Origin of the sequence: Candidatus Nanogingivalis gingivitcus (assembly GCF_004151455.1) — a bacterium.
GTDB lineage: Bacteria > Patescibacteriota > Saccharimonadia > Saccharimonadales > Saccharimonadaceae > Nanogingivalis > Nanogingivalis gingivitcus.
Window position 1 is genome coordinate 16202 of record NZ_PRLK01000005.1, and the last position, 17015, is coordinate 33216.

Here is a 17015-nt window from a genome sequence, read left to right on the forward strand (position 1 = left end):
ACTATGATAGAGTTAAAAGATAAGTTAATAGGGTTTGATGATGAAGACTTTGTAGGAGATACTAAAAAACCTATAAAAATATTAAAATCAGGTAATAAAATAAGTTCTAATCATCCTATGTTGAGTAATGAGGCAGAAAATATGATATTTTGTTTGTGCGTAGAAAGATATATAAAATATATAGACAAACAAAATAATCTAGATATTCAGCCGGCTAGATTAAGTACGCTAGCACAAGATTATATTGATATTCAAAAAAATATACATAAGGACACTCAACATGATAGCGAGGAATTCTTTTTAAGATTCTATAATGAAGCAGATAATGCCATTTATAATTTAGTAAACAAGGGATTATTAGTTCAAGAAAATATCAATAAGGCCCACTTAGATTTTTTATTGGATAATACGATGTATCGTCCAAGCGAAGTAGTATTATATTATTTTAATGACTTTGTAATAGATTTAGCCCTTTAAATAAGGGCTTTTTTATTTTTAAGAATAAACAAAAACTACTCAGTAAAGAGTAGCTTTTGTTTATTATAGTTTTACGCCAGCTTTTTTTGCTGCAGCAGATAATGCTGATTTTCTTCTAGAAGCTGTATTTTTTTTGATTAAACCTTTCTTTACAGCTTTATCTAATTCGCTTTGTGCTTTAGATAAAGTTTTTGCATTTGGTTCAGCTACGAAAGCTTTTACTGCAGTTTTGATGTCTTTTTTAATACCAACGTTGCGTTCACGTCGTTTTGCAGTTTGTCGCATTCGCTTTACAGCAGATTTGATAATTGGCATTTAATTCCTTTATATTATTTAGGTTGTTATTTACAATTCATTGCTAATTATATATTATTATCTATAAAAAGTCAAAGCTATATCGTATAAATTATTGACAAATTATTCTGTTTATGCTAATATAAGCCTTAAGAATTGTTATAGAAAATAAAAAGGATTCAATAAAAATGCAAAATACAAACAGTAGAGAGCAAGTTTTATCTAAGCTTAAGGAAGCTGAAAGTATTTTAATTACTGCCAGCAATAACCCCAGTGTTGATGAGCTTGCTTCAGCACTTGCTTTAACTCTTGCTATTAACAAAATGGGTAAGCACGCTACTGCAGTGGCTAGTGGTAAAATGCCAGACGCTTTAAAATTTTTGAGGCCAGAAAAAACTTTTGAAAATTCAGTAGATTCACTGAGAGATTTTATAATTGCCCTAAATAAAGAAAAGGCTGATCATCTTCGCTATAAATTAGTCGGTGATCATGTAAAGATTTTTATTACACCTTATAGAACTATTATTTCTGAAAAAGATTTAGAGTTTGAACAAGGAGACTTTAATGTTGATTTTGTTCTAGCTCTTGGAGTTACTAATAAAGATCATCTTGATAATGCGTTGTCTGCACATGGTAGAATTTTTCATGATGCAAGCCTAGGTGTAATTACTATAGGTGAAGAACCAAGTACTTTATCTGACTTAAATTGGCATGAAAAAAATGCTAGCTCTATATCTGAACTAGTTTCAGGACTTATTGAATCCCTTGATAAAAAAACCTTAGTTGAACCAGTAGCTACTGCTTTGCTTACTGGTATTGTTGCAGAAACAGAACGCTTTAGTAATTCTAAAGTTACAGCTGATATTATGAGTCTTGCTTCAAAGCTAATTGTAGCAGGAGCCGACCAACAATTAATTATATCTAAACTTAAAGAAGCTGAAGATAAGAAGCAAGATTTAAACGTTGACACTGCAGCTGAAAGTAGTGAAAGTAATACCTCTAAAGAAGATGCCAATTCTTTATCTGTAGAACATGAAAAAGAACAAGAAGAAAATAATAGCTTAAAAATACCTAAAGAAGAGTCATTAGAAGATGAACTTACGGCTAAAATAGATAGTCTAAAACAAGATAATAATGCCTTTTCACTTCTTGAGGATGAAAAAGATCTAGTACCAGAGACTTCAAATAAACTTTCTAATTCCGTTCAAACAGAAAGCTCTATAAATAATGAGCTAGAGCCTTATATTCAGCAAAATAATACTGAAGATACTAGATTATATCAAGTGCCTGCAGAATACCTACAATCTATGCCAGAACTACCAAATAGTTTAGAAAATCCTGTTCCCGAAGCACCGTTTGTAGCAGAGCAATTGCCAGATGTAAATAATTTTCAGCCTAGTTCTCAAACAGAAATACAGATGCCTCAAGAGGAATTAGCTCCATCTGTATCTGTAAATAACATATATGATATTGGCGTAATGCCAAGTCAATCTTATGCTGAGACTCAAGTGTTATCTCCATCTCCAGTAAACAACAATAAATTAGAGTCACAGGTTGATGGTTTGGGTGGTATAAATAATTTCGAAGAGCAACCTCAGCCCATACAAAATAATGACTATGTATTAAATCATAAACCGGTTATTGATCAGTTAAATAATGTTCAATATAGTGCACCAATAGATATTCAATACAATAACCAACAAGAGTTAAACAATAATGCAGCACCTACAGGAGATGGTTTCTATAATAATCAACAAACTGTAAGTACATCTATGACTCCAGAACAATTATCATCTGTTGATATGGGCATGCCACTGCCTCCTCCATTACCGGATTTTAATTCTATGCCTCTACCTCCAGAGCTACCACCACTACCAGACTTTAATCAACAAATACAAGAACAAGCATCATATGGTCCACAAAATAGTGGCAACAGTATTATGACCGATCAAGTATACCCTGCAAACCCATCACAATTTAGAATCCCAGGAATGTAAAATGAGTTCTATAGTTAATGGCAATCAGAAAAACTCGAATGTTTCTTCGAGTTTTTCTAGTGATTTATATATAAGAAATGAAAATGGCAATTTTATAATACCTGAAATTCCTAATGGTGGTATTGTACTAATAGACAAACCAAAAGGTATTACTAGTTTTGGGGTAGTAGCTAGGGTCCGCCGCAAATTATCTAGCTATTTTCAGATCAAAAAAATAAAAGTTGGCCACACTGGAACATTAGATCCTTTTGCTACAGGGCTAATGGTTATTTTGTATGGTAAGCAAACTAAGAGGGCAATGGAACTTACTAAACTAGATAAGATTTATCAAGCAGAGTTTATTTTAGGGTCAACCTCTACGACGGGGGATATAGAAGGTGAAATTACGGAAAAAAATAACTATAGTGTACCTCAGATTGAAGACATAGATCTAGCAAAAAATAAATTAACCGGAAAAATAAGCCAAACTCCACCATCTTTTTCAGCCATAAAGATTAATGGTAAAAGAGCTTATCAGTTAGCTAGAGAGGGTAAAAAAGTAGAGATTCCATCAAGAGAAGTTGAAGTTTATGACTTTACTGTTTTAGATTACAATTTTCCAAGCCTAAAGGTTCAAATTCATTGCTCTAGTGGAACATATATTCGTACTATTAGTGAAGACTTAGGGAATCTTTTAGGTTGTGGAGCTTACTGCAAAACTTTAAGAAGAATAAATATTGCTGATTTTAATATTTCTTCAGCATTCAAAATAGACAGCCTTGAATTTTAATATTTTTAATTAGAGGAAGGTATTATTTGACTTTAGAGTATTTATCTGTTAAACTATTTCAGATGATTACTAAAGAGAATAAAGAAAAAGCAATTGCTTTGACTCAGGTTAACAAAAATGATGTTGGTTCGCCACAAGCCCAAGTATCAATTTTGACAGCTCGTATCAAAGAAGTTACGGAACACCTAAAATCTAATAAACACGATTTTATGGCTCGTCGTGGCTTGACCCAAATGGTTGGTCGTCGCAAAAAACTTCTCAAATATCTTGAGCGTAAAGACTTTGAAGCTTACAAGGCTGTTGTTTCTAAACTAGGATTAAGAAAATAATTTTTAATCAATAAAATCACTTACTACTACGGTAGGTGATTTTTATTTTTGGCTGTAAGGTGTTATAATAATTGAATGAATAAAGTAGCAGAAATTATTAACCAAATTATTTATCAACAATTCAATCAAAATGTTGAGGTTAATTTAACTCGCCCACGGCCAGAATTTGGTGATTTTGCTACTAATATAGCTATGGTTCTTGCTGGAAAAATAGGTAAGAAACCTCATGATATTGCTGAGATACTTAAAAAAGAGTTAGAGAACAACGATCTATTTGATAGCATTGATATTGCAGGTCCTGGTTTTATTAATTTTAAGGTGTCCGCAAAACATCTTTCAGAAATTTTAGATAAAGAATTTAACGATAGATTTGGGTCAAATAATGAGGGCGAAGGTAAACTTGCTGTAATTGACTACCCTAGCCCTAATATGGCTAAACCATATAGTGTGGGTCATCTACGCCCAGGCAACCAAGGTTGGGCTGCTAAGCAGCTACTTGAATTTACTGGTTGGAAAGTTATAACAGATAATCACCTAGGTGATTATGGTACGCCATTTGGTATTTGGGTGGTTGGCTTTAAGCGTTTTTCTTCAGAAGAAAAATTAGCTAGCCGAGGTGTTTATGAGCTTGGTGATGTCTACATTAAGACCAAAGCTGCCATAAAAGAGCAGGGTGAAGATTCTGAAATAATGAAAGAGGCCGAAAAGTGGCTTCTTAAATTAGAGCAAGGAGATGAAGAGGCAGTAGCTTTTTCCAAAATGTTTAATGAAATTAGTTTAAAGCATATTCATGACGTAATGAATCGTTTAAAGATTAGTACTGATTATGAATATGGTGAAGCTTTTTATGCTCCAATGGGTAAAGAAGCAGTTCAAAAATTGTTAGATAATAATGTTGCAGTTCAGAATGAAGACGGTTCAATAATTGTTCCACTTGAGGAGTACGGTTTTGACGTCCCACTTTTAGTGCAAAAATCTAACGGTGCAGCATTATATGCAACTAATGACCTAGCAACCCTATTATTTAGGGAGAAGGAGTTTGCTCCAGATAAAGTCATTTATTCTGTAGGTGCAGAACAGCAGTTCTATTTTTCTCAGGTTTTTGCAATGGCTAAGAAATTAGGCATCAAAACAGACTTATATCACTTATGGTTTGGTGTCATAGACCAATTAAATGAAGATGGTACAAGGGAAAAAATGAGCTCACGTAAAGGTGTTGTTCTTATGGAAGAGCTTTTAGATAAGGCTGAAGAAAAAGCACGAAAAGTCGTTGAAGGACGTCCAGACGTAACTGAGGATGATATAAAAAAGATATCCTTAGGCGCTATTAAATTCAGTGATTTCGCGAGTGATAGAAGAACCAATATACTATTTGACTGGGATAATATATTTGCACTAACAGGCTTTTCAGGTCCATATGTGCAATATTCTGCTGTGCGTGTTAATAATATTTTACGCAAAGAAAGAGACTTTAGTGTAGTAGATTTTAAAAGCTATGATTTTGAGGAAGAAAAGCAAGTTATACTACATTTATTAGAATTTCCTAATGTCGTAAAAGTAGCAGCTAGAGATATGGAGCCGCACAAAATAGCTAAATATTTGTATGATTTAGCGCGTGAGATGAACAGGTATTATGAAAAAACACGCGTATCTGACAGTAACGATATAGATAAATCTGCTCGTCTCCAACTTTTGAAAAAAGTTTCACAAACTTTTCAGAATGGTTTAAATTTATTGGGTATAGAAATCCCAGACAGAATGTAATATTAACCCCTTATATAAGGGGTTAATATTTTTATGCTAAAATAGATTATATGAATAGAGTAATACTTAAATTTAAAAACAAAAAACAAAAGAGTACTTCGATTAAAATTATCGCCTTTGTTGGAATGAGTGGTAGTGGTAAAAGTTCTGCAGTAGATTTTTTGAAGCAAAAAAATATTCCACAAGTGTATTTTGGAGGAGTTGTTCTGCACGCTTTAGAAGAAGCTAATATGGAAATTAATGAGAAGAATGAAAAATTTATGCGTGAAGAATTAAGGCAGAAATACGGCAATGATGTTATTGTGAAAAAGATAATAGACCAAATTAATAATCTTATTAATGCTGGTCAAAAAAGAATTTTAGCCGATGGTTTATATTCTTGGACAGAATATAAAATACTTAAAAAAGCATTTCCTAAAGAGCTAAAAATCATAGCGTTAGTTCCAGATAAAACGCAAAGGCATAAAAGAGTTGCAAATAGGGGGGTGCGTCCGTTGAATTTAGAAGAAGTAAACTCTAGGGATTGGTCGGAGATAGAAAATTTAGAAAAAGGTGGTCCGATAGCTATGGCAGATTATTTTATTATAAATAATGGATCCGTTAGTAAAACTCATAAAAAAATTGAAAAAATTTTAAAAGAGATAGAATTTTAAAGCCCTACATTATTGTAGGGCTTTTATTTAATTGAACATCTTGTCAACTTTACGGTAAATATAATCTGAATTTAGGACATTTCTATCTTTACTGATTATTACAAGTATACCATGATATATCTTTATTCTATCTTTCTTGTAATCAATACTTATAGCGTATTCTAAACATTCAGCATTATTTTTGAAAATTTCTATCTGCTGATGTGGAGGAACCGTAAACTGCTTAGCTAGTTTCTTGATAAGCACCTCTTCTTTTTTATTGAAGATATTTTCAAAATTATCACTAGATGCAGTATAGATAAAGAAATAAGATTTATCAGTTTCAGTATTATCTACTGCCGTAAATTCCATACTTCTATGATCTAACGATAAGATCATTTTATTGGTAGCTTTATTTAGCCTATTAAAATATCTTTCAAGTAAAGAAGGTCTATTTAAAATTCTCTCTTGAATTCTTTCTTGAACTCTTTTTTGCTTTCGCAATTCTTTGTTTATTGTTTTTTGGAATGGATTTTTAGCCATACCTTTCACCCCTTTATATTTTTTGCAAATACGAATTTCTTAAATTTAAAGTACTTCATATTTGATTAAATTTTATTATAACATATTTTATATTATAGGTCAAATAGAGTTAATATAATTGATACGATGGAATAAATGTGGTATAATATAAAACATAATATTAGCTCAGCCTATTATATTAAGGTAGGCTTTAACCAAAGGAGTAATAATGAAAGATTACGAACTAACAGTTCTTATTCATCCTGATCTTGAGAGTGACCTAGATAAAGCTCTTGTGAAGGTGAAAAACTTAATCTCATCAAATGGTGGTGAAATAATTAATGAAGAAAATTGGGGAAAGAAAAAACTAGCTTATTCTATAGCTGGTGAAGATTTTGCTGTGTATGTAGCTATGGATTTAAAACTTCCTGCTCAAGCACCTCAAAAAATTAGCAATACCCTAAATATTACTGATGAAGTTCTACGCTACTTATTAGTTAAAGCAGAATCTCGTCCAGAAGTAGAAGAAAAATAATCTTAAGATTTAGAAAGAGGCGATATGGCATTTAATAAAGTTATCTTAATGGGGAATCTTACTGCCGACCCTGAATTACGAACTACTCCAAATGGTCAGAATTTAGCTAGTTTTACTATAGCTATTAATCGTGTTTGGAATAGTAGTAATGGGGAACGCCAAGAAGAAACTAGTTTCATAAATTGTACCGCTTGGGGAAAAACAGGTGAAACTATTTCTAAATATTTAAAAAAAGGTAATCAATTACTTGTTAGTGGACGTCTTCAACAAAGGACATGGCAAGACAAAGACACTGGTAAAAATAGAAGTGCACTTGATGTTGTTGTTGAAGAGTTTAGTTTCGTTAACGATGGAAATAGGAATGGAAATAGTACTTCAAAAAATAGTGAAGCTGAACAGCCATTCCCTGGAGGGCAGGGTATAGACTCTATACCTAACGATGATGAAGAAATCGACCTTTCAGATATTCCGTTTTAATAATTTATTAAAATAGTTTTAGGAGAGTAAATAAAATGGCTAAGAAATTCAAAAAGGATATTCCTTTATACTTTGACTATAGAGATGTAAAAACTCTACAAAAATTTGTAAATATTTATGGTCAAATTGAACCAGCTACAAAAACAGGTTTAAGTGCTAAACAGCAAAGACAATTAACAGTAGCTATCAAAAGAGCTCGACATCTAGCACTACTAGCTTTCGTAGCTAATGCTTAAAATATAAATACTTAAACTCCTCACATTATGCGAGGAGTTTTGGAAATTAGGAGAATTTAATGTATCAACCAACAGATTTAAAAAAAGGTGTAGTTTTTCAGTTAGAAGGCCAACCATATAAAGTAATTGAATATAATCAAAAGGTAGTAGGTAGAGGTGGCAGCATCGTAAATGTCAAAATTAAAAATTTAATAACAGGTGCTTTATTGCCAAAAACTTTTAAAGGTCAAGATAAGGTTGAGCCAGCTGAAGTTACTAGAAAAAAAGTTCAATACCTATATAATGATGGTGAAGACTTCTATTTTATGGATCCTGAAAATTTTGAACAATTTCAATTATCTAAAGATATAATCGATGATGCATCTGGATATCTAAAAGAGGGCGAAGAGATTGATTTACAATTTTTCGACAACAAGGTTATAAATATAGAATTACCTAAAAATGTATGGCTTAAAGTTGTTTATACTGAAAATGTAGTTAAGGGAGACACTACTTCTAGCGTCTTGAAAGATGCAGAGCTAGAGACAGGAATTGCTATAAAAGTACCTGCATTCATTAAAGAGAATGATGTTATATCTGTAGATACAGAGAATGGTAACTATAGAGAGCGGCAAAAATAAGTTTAAATTTTACTTAATTTCAGTATTATAGTACAATACGTTTATGATAAAAACATTAAACGTGAAGCTAAACAAAAAACACCTAATATGGATCTTACCATTAATAGGTGTTTTTTGTTTAGTTTTATTGCAATTATTATGGCCGAATAATATATCTAGACCATTTTTATATATAGACAATAAGCCATTAGGATTAGTTAGCGAAGAAGATATGGTAAAAATAATACAGAATAGGTTTAATGATAGTAGAATTATTCTTAGTCTAGAAAATAAAAATACGGAAATAGAGTTAGCGAAAGTGGGAGCTGTTCCAAATAGTGATAGTATAAAAAAATTATACACATATAATTTTATAGATAGGTTAATACCACTATCAATACTGTCCCCATTAAAGGTTGACAATATTAGTTTAGACTTTAATAAAACTGTGTCTAAAAAATTTATACAAGAATACGCGAAAAATAGTGAATATAACTATAAAAATGCAAATATATATATGGATAATTTTGGATCGATCAAGATAACTCCAGCTCAGGAAGGCCTTAAAATTGATCAAGATAAATTATTGAACATATTTTTTGAACAAAAATTATATATGTCTGGTAAAAATACAGTAAAGGTTCCTTCTATTAAAATTACATCTAAAATTAATGATAAATATTATACTAAATATGTCAATATGATAAATAACTATGCAACAAAAGGTGTTGTGCTAATAAATAAAAATAAAAATATCTATGATAGGTTTTATTATCCGATAAAGAAAGACATAGTCAGCTGGTTTTCTATTGATAGTAAAGATAATGAAAACTTTTTAACTATAAATGAAGATAATTTTAAAAAATATGTAAACTACCTTAATAGCGAGTTGGAATATGAAGGTATTAATACCGTAATTGATATTTTAGATGGTAGAGAAAAAAGTAGAATCAATGGAGAAAAGGGTTATAGAGTTTCTTATGAAAAAATGAAAAATACTATTTTAAAAGGGGTTTATGAGGGGATAAATAGATATATTATAGAATATGAAGAAACGGAGCCGAAAGAAAAGAAAAACTATAGCTATACTAACACTCAAGCCGGCTTACAGGCAAAAATTGAAGATTTAGGAAAACGGTATAATATACGTGTTAGTTTGAAACAGATAGATGGAGCTAAGTGGGAAGCTAATTATAGAGATATGGAAAGTACTCCTTCGGCGTCTACTTATAAATTATATATAGCTCTTAAAATATTTGAACATATGGATAAAGGAGATATTAGTTGGCAAACACCTATCTTGGGGGTAGATACAAAAGAATGTTTTAGAAGAATGATACAAGTATCAACTAATGCATGCGCTGAAGAGTGGATACAGAGGTTTGGTAGGAATAATATTAACCAATATATTTACTCATTAGGGATTTCTACAACTACTACATTTTTATCGTATGACGCAGTAAGGACTACAGCCAAAGACCTACAAAAGACTGTAGAGGGGATATATAGTGGTAATTTTATTAAATCTGAAAAAAAGAGACTAGCTTTATTAAATGCTATGAACAAGCAACAATGGAGAAGCGGAATACCGTCAGGTTCTAGTGGTAAAGTTTATGATAAAGTTGGTTTTTTATGGGATTACTCACATGATGTGGCTGTAGTAGAGCACCCTAGAGGCACATATATTTTAGCTATTATGACAAAGGGCGCTAGTTTTCATACTATAGCTAATATAACTAGAGAACTAGAAGCATTTATGTATCCTTAATGTGATATAATCAATATGTGAATAAAATAAGATTAGATAAAGCTATTGTTATTAGAAAGTTGGCAGAAACTAGGTCACAGGCAGAAAATTATATTAAGCTTAATAAAGTAAAGGTAAATGGATTAGTAGTTAAAAAACCGGGTTTTTTTGTTAATATTCAAGATAAAATTACTATTGAGCAAGAAAAACAATATGTATCTAGGGCTGGTCTTAAATTAGAGAGTGTGTCAGAAGCTATTAGTATTGATTTTAAAAATAAAACTGTGCTAGATGTAGGTTCTAGTACAGGAGGATTTACTGACTTTGCATTAACAAGAGGTGCCAAAAAAGTTATAGCTGTAGACGTAGGTACTGATCAAATGCATCCTAAATTACGTCTTGACGACAGGGTTGAATTACATGAAAAAACAGACATAAGAAATTTCGATACTTCTGAGGAAATAGATGTAGTATTGATTGATGTAAGTTTTATATCATTAATGGAAATACTGCCATCCGTAAAAAAAATATCCAATAAGAAAACAGTAATAGTTGCTATGGCAAAACCCCAGTTTGAAGCAGGTAAGCAGGGTACCGTTAATGGTGTTGTTAAAAATAATAGCATAAGACGTAAAATACTTAAAAATCTTGAAGAGTGGTTTTGTATAAATAATTTATACATAATAAGTAAAAGAGATAGTCAGGTATTAGGGGCAAAAGGAAATCAAGAAAGATTTTACAAATTAAAAATAATAGCCTAAATGGCTATTATTTTTATACATTAAATCTAAATTCTACTATATCATCTGGAGACATTATATAGTCTTTTCCTTCTGTGCGAATTTTTCCAGCTTGCTTCGCTGCCTGTTCGCTTCCGGCTTCTACTAGATCATTATAGTTAATTATTTGTGCAGCAATAAACCCTCTTTCGAAATCTGTATGAATAACTCCCGCAGCTTGTGGCGCGCTCCACCCTTTTTTTATTGTCCAGGCATGAACTTCTTGTGGTCCAGCTGTCATATAACTCTGTAGGCCTAAGGTGTCATAAGCGGCATGAATCATTTTTTCTAGGCCAGTTTCCTTTACTCCATAGCTTGAAAGTAATTCTTTAGCATCGTCTTGTTCTAAACTTTTTATTTCTTCTTCTAATTTAGCACAAACAAAAACAGATTTAGCAGGGGATACTATATTAGATAATTTATTTTTATATTCCTCATCTTCGAGGGAATTTTCATCTATATTAAAAGCATAAATAACTGGCTTAGCTGTAAGTAGGTGAAGATCTGAGATAAGCTCTATATCTAGATCCTCTATTGAAAATAGAGGTGTTCCTGTCTTTAATTGTTCTAATAAATTGTTCAAATTATCAAATATTATTTTATTTTTAGGGTTAGCTTTTGCTTCTTTTTGGAGTTTAGGTAGTCTTTTCTCTATAGTCTGTATGTCTGCTAATATTAGTTCAGTATTTATTACTTCTATATCATTACGTGGATTTATATCGTTAGCTACATGAAGAATATTACTATCATTAAAAGCTCTAACTATGTGAATAATGGCATCGCATTGTCTGATATTCGCTAAAAATTTATTTCCTAAACCTTCTCCCTTTGATGCACCGGCTACTAAACCAGCAATATCTACAAAAGTAACTGTAGCTGGTATTATTTTTTTTGATCCATATATTTCGGCTAAGACGTTTAGCCGATCGTCTGGAACTGGAACTACTCCAGTGTTAGGTTCAATAGTAGCAAAAGGGTAATTTGCTGCTAATATATTATTATTTGTTAATGCATTGAATAGTGTTGACTTACCAACATTAGGTAAACCTACAATACCTATAGATAAACTCATTTCTCTCCTTTTTAACTTATTATATTTTAGCATAAAATATACATCTATGCTTGAAAAAATAATCGTGTTTATGTTAATATATTTTACATGATAGATATAAAAGGTGTGGGCGAATTCTTTTCGTTAGATATTGGCACGAATTCTATACGTGCAACGCAACTTAGTAAATCTGGCGATGGTTCTTGGAACCTTGTTGGTATGGGTTATACCAGTGTAGACCCTCAGATTATACTTAGTGACTCAGAAGAAAGTAAAAGAAAGCTAAGTGAAGTTATAGCGTCTATGCTTGGTCAAAGTGATATTAAAACAAAAAATGTTGCTATAAATCTTCCGTCTCAAAAAACTTTTACTACAATTATAGAAGTACCAAATCAAGACAAAAAAGAGCTTGCGAGAAATATTGAATACCAAGTAGATCAGTATATACCTATGTCTTTTGATGATGCTAAATTTGACTGGGCTCTTATTGGAGCTTCTTTATCAAAACAAGATTATCTAGAAATATTATTAGCTAGTACTTCAAAGAAATTTAGTGAAGAAAAAATGGAATTCGTAGAAGGATTAGGCCTTAACGTGGTCGCTTCAGAACCGGAATCTTTAGCAATGACAAGAGCTCTTTATAGTGGAGAAATAGAGAATAGAGCACAGCTTTTTGTTAACTTTAATGAAACTTCTACAGATCTATCTATTGTATGCCAGGGTGCTCCTAGGTTAGTTCGTACCATACCTGCCGGACTATTCTCCTTAGTAAAGTCAGCCTCACAAAACTTAAATATCAAAGAAGATCAGGCTAGGCAATTTATTCTTAAATTTGGCTTAGCTAAAGATAAACTAGAAGGACAAGTATTTAGAGCTATAGAAATGACTTTAGATAATTTCGCCCAAGAAATAACTAAATCTATTAAATTTTTCAGTACAAAATATCCAGATATACCAGTTGGTTCAGTTAATTTATCTGGTTATGTTGGAACTATACCTCAAATGAGTGAATATATAGCTTCAAAAACTGGAATTCAAACTTATTCTTCTAATCCATTTCAAAATATTAATGTTCCTGCAAAATACCAACAGCAGGTAATGAATGTAGGGAGTGAATTTGCTGTTGCTGTCGGTCTTGCGAAAAGGAGTAATAGATAGCTATGTTAGAAATAAATTTAATTCCTGATGTAAAAAAAGAGCTTCTTAAGGCTCAGCGTATGCGTAATTTAGTAACTTTTGCTTCTATAGTAGTCGCAGGGTTTTCTATTGGGATAATCATCCTTATGTCTATGGTTTTAGGTGGCCAAAAAATAACTATGGACATTAATAAAGGCAATATCGATAACAAATTTAAAGCTCTTAAAAATATCCCTGATGGAGATAGGGCAGCTACACTTAGAAATCAGTTAAATGCTATCGATAAGGTTAGAAATAGTTCCCCAGACACTTCAAGACTACTGGGTCAAATTATTACTTCAATTAGAACAACGGGAAGCAAGGAAATTACCTATTCTTCAGTTCAGTTAAACCCAGAAGATAATCTTGTTACCGTCGAAGCTTCTTCAACCAATAAATTCCCAGCATTAGAATCATTTCAGAAGACAGTTCGTGAAACATATATCATGTATAGAGAAGAGCATAAATCAACTGGCTGTACTTTTGACTCAGCTAAAGACAATAAAGACGGTTGTATACTTGAAAAACTAGCAGTTGACGATAAAGTTAATGTTACAGATGTATCTATTGGTGACGATGAAGACGGTAAAAGTGTGTTAAGGTTTAAAATTTCCTTTACATTAAATCCTAACGCTTTAAAATTTTCGTCTAAAGATTTTAGCGTAAAATCACCTTCACAAAAAGACGTGACAGATTCTAAGACGCAAATACCAGATGGTATATTTAAAGCTACTAGCTCCGGGGAGAATAAATAATGCAAGATAAAAATGATGCTGCAATATTAAAGAGAGATGCAATCCGCAAGGCTAATAAAGTTATGTTTGGTGCCGTTGCTGGTGCTTCGGCTATTCTTGGTATAGCTATTGTTGGTTGTATATTCCTTTATCAAAATATTATGTTTCAAGGTAAAGTTATAGGCGAGCAATCTAAAAGCCTTCAGAATATGGATCAGAACATTAAGAATATTGATGTACTAAAAAAGAAACTGGTAGCTTTGCAGACTAATGACGATTTAAGGAACACTCCTAAAATTAATGATGAAGACAATAATCTTAGGGCAATTCTAGATGCTCTTCCCGCGGATGAAAACGTGGCGGCCCTAGGAGCTAGCTTAACTCAGAAGATTTTTGATGTGCCAGGAGTTAGCGTTGAGTCTATAACCCCTAATCCTGTGGCTGTTGATGTTAACCTTAGTGATAAAAATACTAGTGAAACCAATACTTCAGCTACTGCAACAACTGCTACAACCGCCCAACCTACAGATGAAAAAGACTCTAAGAATAAAACAGGTCTTAAGGCTATAGAAGTTGTAGCATCTTTAACAGCAAAAGATGTAGCCTCCTCAGAATCTGGATTATCTAAGTTGGTAGAAGTCCTAAAGAAAATGGAACGCTCTATCCGTTCTTTCAGAATTACTAACTTTAAATTTGAAAAAAGTAAAGGTACTTATACATTAAACTTAACCCTTCAAGCATTCTATATGCCAGAATATCAGATGGCTTTAGATAGCAAGACTGTTAAAGCCGATGAAAATGCTAAGCCAGCAGGTGCTAATACTAACACTAAAAACACAACGAAAGGAAATGTAAAGTAAATGAAAAGTTCAGATATTGCAATGATCGTTCTAGTTGCTGGTTGTAGTATTGGTATTTCGTTCTTAGTAATGAATAGCTTATTAGGCTCTCCGTCAGAAAAAAAAGAAACCGTTAAAACTATGACCCCTATTTCTGCAGACTACGCAGAACCAAGTAAAGAGATTTTTAATAAACAGGCTATTAACCCAACAGTCCAATCATCTATTGGAGAAAATGGCGGCCAACATAATTAACATAAAGGAATAAAATAATATGGCGTTGCTAACTGATGACATTCAAAACAAATTAGCAAACCTTCTTGTAGAAGAAGGTTTGGTTCAAGCGTCAAAAATTGAATTTGCCGTTAAGGCTTCAGCAGAACAGGGTAAATCTCTAATTGCGTATTTATTATCTAATAAAATATTAGATAATGAAGTATTAGTTCATGCAACGTCTCATGTTTCTGGTATTCCTTATGTTAACCTAGAAAATACTACAATACCACAAGATGTTTTAGACTTTATACCACTGGATATTGCTGAGAGGAATATGGCAGTACCTATTGCTGAAGTTCAGGGTAGGCTAGCTATAGCTATGTTAGATGCTATGAATATCCAGTCTGTCGATTATCTATCTACTTTAATACAAAGACCTATTAAAGTATTTATGGCTAGCCAAGAATCTATTAAGCATATTTTAGACCAGTACAAAACAGACTTATCGGGTGTTGATGCTTTAGCCGAGAATATAGATTCGCAGGAGGCTCAAGCACAGGAGAATAAGCGTGTTGTTCAAACTATAGTTCAGGATTCTCCTATATCTAAAGCTCTTAATACTATTCTTGAATATGCAGTTAGAGCTAAAGCCTCAGATATTCACATTGAACCATTGGAAAAATCACTCAAAATACGTTGTCGTATTGATGGTGTTTTGCGTGAGATAATGAACTTACCAAAATCTATAGAACCTGCATTAGTGTCAAGAATCAAAATTCTATCCAGTTTAAAAATAGATGAGCACCGTATTCCTCAAGACGGGCAATTTGCTGTAGCTGTAGGTGATAAAGAAGTAGACTTGCGTATTGCTATATCTCCAGTTGTCTGGGGAGAACAGGTTGTTATTCGTTTATTGGACAAAACAGGGAGTTCATTTGATTTAGAAGAAATGGGCTACGCTGGTCGTGCACTAAGAACTATTAGGAAAGGTATATCTATGCCAAATGGAATGGTGTTAACATCTGGTCCAACTGGTTCAGGTAAATCAACGTCGCTTTATGCACTCATAAAAGAAATTAAGGATGACAGTGTAAATATTATTACGCTAGAAGACCCTGTTGAATATAAGATGGATGGAGTTAATCAAATCCAAGTGAATGCAGAAGTGGGGTTAACTTTTGCCGCTGGTCTAAGATCTATTTTGCGTCTTGATCCAGATATTGTGATGGTTGGAGAGATTCGTGACGGAGAAACAGCTAACCTAGGTGTGCAAGCAGCCTTAACAGGGCACTTAGTATTTTCTACACTTCACACTAACTCTGCCGCTGGTATTTTACCACGTTTAATTGATATGGGTATTGAACCATTTCTAATTGCATCAACAGTAAATACTATTATTGGTCAGCGACTCGTGCGTCGTGTTGCTGCTAAAAGAAATGCTTATCAGTCATCACCGATAGAGACACAATCTATAAAAGAAACTGTAGGTCATCTATTACCTAAGACTCCAGAAGAAGTAGCTAAAGTATCAGCAGATTTAGGGTACAAAAATCTACCCCTAGCAAATCAAGAGTCCTACACTTTAGTAAAAGGAAGAGATACTCCACAAACTCCAGGTGGATATCAAGGCCGTGCTGGTATATATGAAGTTATGGAAGTTTCTGAGAATATTCAACAGTTAATTATAAAAAGGGCTACAGCGCACGAAGTCCAAAAAGTTGCTATGCAGGAAGGAATGATAACTATGAAACAGGACGGATACCTAAAAGCTTTAGCTGGTATAACAACTCTTGAAGAAGTTAACCGTGTAGCGTCTGATATGGCATAAAAAAGGGAGGCAAA

The 17015-nt window shown here is 32.7% G+C and carries 20 protein-coding genes; 17 read left to right on the forward strand and 3 right to left on the reverse strand.

The window, feature by feature from the left end:
* Positions 1-3 precede the first annotated feature (3 nt).
* Entirely contained in the window at positions 4-477 is a 474-nt protein-coding gene (locus tag G6CMJM_RS01885; protein ID WP_129718788.1) for a hypothetical protein, read from the forward strand.
* Between the two features lie 63 nt (positions 478-540).
* On the opposite strand, the gene rpsT is transcribed toward G6CMJM_RS01885, so the two are convergent.
* Positions 541-792: a 30S ribosomal protein S20 gene (rpsT, locus tag G6CMJM_RS01890; protein ID WP_129718789.1), complete on the reverse strand. Its 252-nt coding sequence runs from the start codon at positions 790-792 to the stop codon at positions 541-543.
* Positions 793-959: 167 nt separating this feature from the next.
* Here rpsT and G6CMJM_RS01895 point away from each other — a divergent pair, with 167 nt between their 5' ends.
* From G6CMJM_RS01895 to G6CMJM_RS01915, 5 genes are all read left to right on the forward strand, one after another.
* Entirely contained in the window at positions 960-2768 is a 1809-nt protein-coding gene (locus G6CMJM_RS01895) for a DHH family phosphoesterase (RefSeq protein ID WP_129718790.1), read from the forward strand.
* 1 nt (position 2769) lies between these two features.
* Positions 2770-3537, forward strand: coding sequence for a tRNA pseudouridine(55) synthase TruB (gene truB / locus G6CMJM_RS01900; RefSeq protein ID WP_129718791.1), 768 nt, complete (start codon positions 2770-2772; stop codon positions 3535-3537).
* Between the two features lie 62 nt (positions 3538-3599).
* Positions 3600-3866, forward strand: coding sequence for a 30S ribosomal protein S15 (gene rpsO, locus G6CMJM_RS01905; protein ID WP_129718792.1), 267 nt, complete (start codon positions 3600-3602; stop codon positions 3864-3866).
* A gap of 75 nt (positions 3867-3941) precedes the next feature.
* A complete protein-coding gene (gene argS / locus G6CMJM_RS01910; RefSeq protein WP_129718793.1) occupies positions 3942-5630 on the forward strand; it encodes an arginine--tRNA ligase in 1689 nt (562 codons plus the stop codon).
* 50 nt (positions 5631-5680) lie between these two features.
* Positions 5681-6283: an AAA family ATPase gene (locus G6CMJM_RS01915; RefSeq protein ID WP_129718794.1), complete on the forward strand. Its 603-nt coding sequence runs from the start codon at positions 5681-5683 to the stop codon at positions 6281-6283.
* A gap of 27 nt (positions 6284-6310) precedes the next feature.
* Here the strand turns inward: G6CMJM_RS01915 and G6CMJM_RS01920 are convergent, their stop codons facing one another.
* The gene (locus G6CMJM_RS01920) at positions 6311-6805 is read right to left on the reverse strand and encodes a hypothetical protein (RefSeq protein ID WP_129718795.1); all 495 of its coding nucleotides are present in this window, start codon (positions 6803-6805) and stop codon (positions 6311-6313) included.
* A 208-nt stretch (positions 6806-7013) separates the two neighbouring features.
* Between G6CMJM_RS01920 and rpsF the strand changes: the two genes are divergently transcribed.
* Genes rpsF through G6CMJM_RS01950 form a run of 6 tightly spaced genes read left to right on the forward strand, consistent with a single transcriptional unit; the run spans position 7014 to position 11139 of the window.
* A complete protein-coding gene (rpsF, locus tag G6CMJM_RS01925; protein WP_129718796.1) occupies positions 7014-7319 on the forward strand; it encodes a 30S ribosomal protein S6 in 306 nt (101 codons plus the stop codon).
* A gap of 24 nt (positions 7320-7343) precedes the next feature.
* Positions 7344-7796, forward strand: a complete 453-nt coding sequence (locus G6CMJM_RS01930; RefSeq protein WP_129718797.1) for a single-stranded DNA-binding protein — start codon at positions 7344-7346, stop codon at positions 7794-7796.
* Positions 7797-7831: 35 nt separating this feature from the next.
* Positions 7832-8032 carry a 30S ribosomal protein S18 gene (gene rpsR / locus G6CMJM_RS01935; protein ID WP_129718798.1) on the forward strand — a complete coding sequence of 67 codons (201 nt, stop codon included), beginning with the start codon at positions 7832-7834 and terminating at the stop codon, positions 8030-8032.
* Positions 8033-8091: 59 nt separating this feature from the next.
* Positions 8092-8652: an elongation factor P gene (gene efp / locus G6CMJM_RS01940; RefSeq protein ID WP_129718799.1), complete on the forward strand. Its 561-nt coding sequence runs from the start codon at positions 8092-8094 to the stop codon at positions 8650-8652.
* A 43-nt stretch (positions 8653-8695) separates the two neighbouring features.
* Positions 8696-10399 carry a serine hydrolase gene (locus G6CMJM_RS01945; RefSeq protein WP_129718800.1) on the forward strand — a complete coding sequence of 568 codons (1704 nt, stop codon included), beginning with the start codon at positions 8696-8698 and terminating at the stop codon, positions 10397-10399.
* Between the two features lie 17 nt (positions 10400-10416).
* A complete protein-coding gene (locus tag G6CMJM_RS01950; protein WP_129718801.1) occupies positions 10417-11139 on the forward strand; it encodes a TlyA family RNA methyltransferase in 723 nt (240 codons plus the stop codon).
* A 13-nt stretch (positions 11140-11152) separates the two neighbouring features.
* Here G6CMJM_RS01950 and ychF read toward each other — a convergent pair whose 3' ends face one another.
* Positions 11153-12229, reverse strand: coding sequence for a redox-regulated ATPase YchF (gene ychF, locus G6CMJM_RS01955; RefSeq protein ID WP_129718802.1), 1077 nt, complete (start codon positions 12227-12229; stop codon positions 11153-11155).
* An 87-nt stretch (positions 12230-12316) separates the two neighbouring features.
* On the opposite strand from ychF, the gene pilM reads away from it, so the two are divergent.
* Genes pilM through G6CMJM_RS01980 form a run of 5 tightly spaced genes read left to right on the forward strand, consistent with a single transcriptional unit; the run spans position 12317 to position 17001 of the window.
* Positions 12317-13366 carry a type IV pilus assembly protein PilM gene (gene pilM / locus G6CMJM_RS01960; protein WP_129718803.1) on the forward strand — a complete coding sequence of 350 codons (1050 nt, stop codon included), beginning with the start codon at positions 12317-12319 and terminating at the stop codon, positions 13364-13366.
* A 2-nt stretch (positions 13367-13368) separates the two neighbouring features.
* Positions 13369-14139: a hypothetical protein gene (locus G6CMJM_RS01965; protein WP_129718804.1), complete on the forward strand. Its 771-nt coding sequence runs from the start codon at positions 13369-13371 to the stop codon at positions 14137-14139.
* On the forward strand, positions 14139-14978 hold the full coding sequence (locus G6CMJM_RS01970) for a hypothetical protein (protein ID WP_129718805.1): 840 nt from the start codon (positions 14139-14141) through the stop codon (positions 14976-14978). Before G6CMJM_RS01965 ends, G6CMJM_RS01970 begins: the two co-directional genes overlap by 1 nt.
* Entirely contained in the window at positions 14979-15212 is a 234-nt protein-coding gene (locus G6CMJM_RS01975) for a hypothetical protein (protein WP_129718806.1), read from the forward strand.
* Between the two features lie 19 nt (positions 15213-15231).
* Entirely contained in the window at positions 15232-17001 is a 1770-nt protein-coding gene (locus tag G6CMJM_RS01980) for a GspE/PulE family protein (RefSeq protein ID WP_129718807.1), read from the forward strand.
* Positions 17002-17015 lie beyond the last annotated feature (14 nt).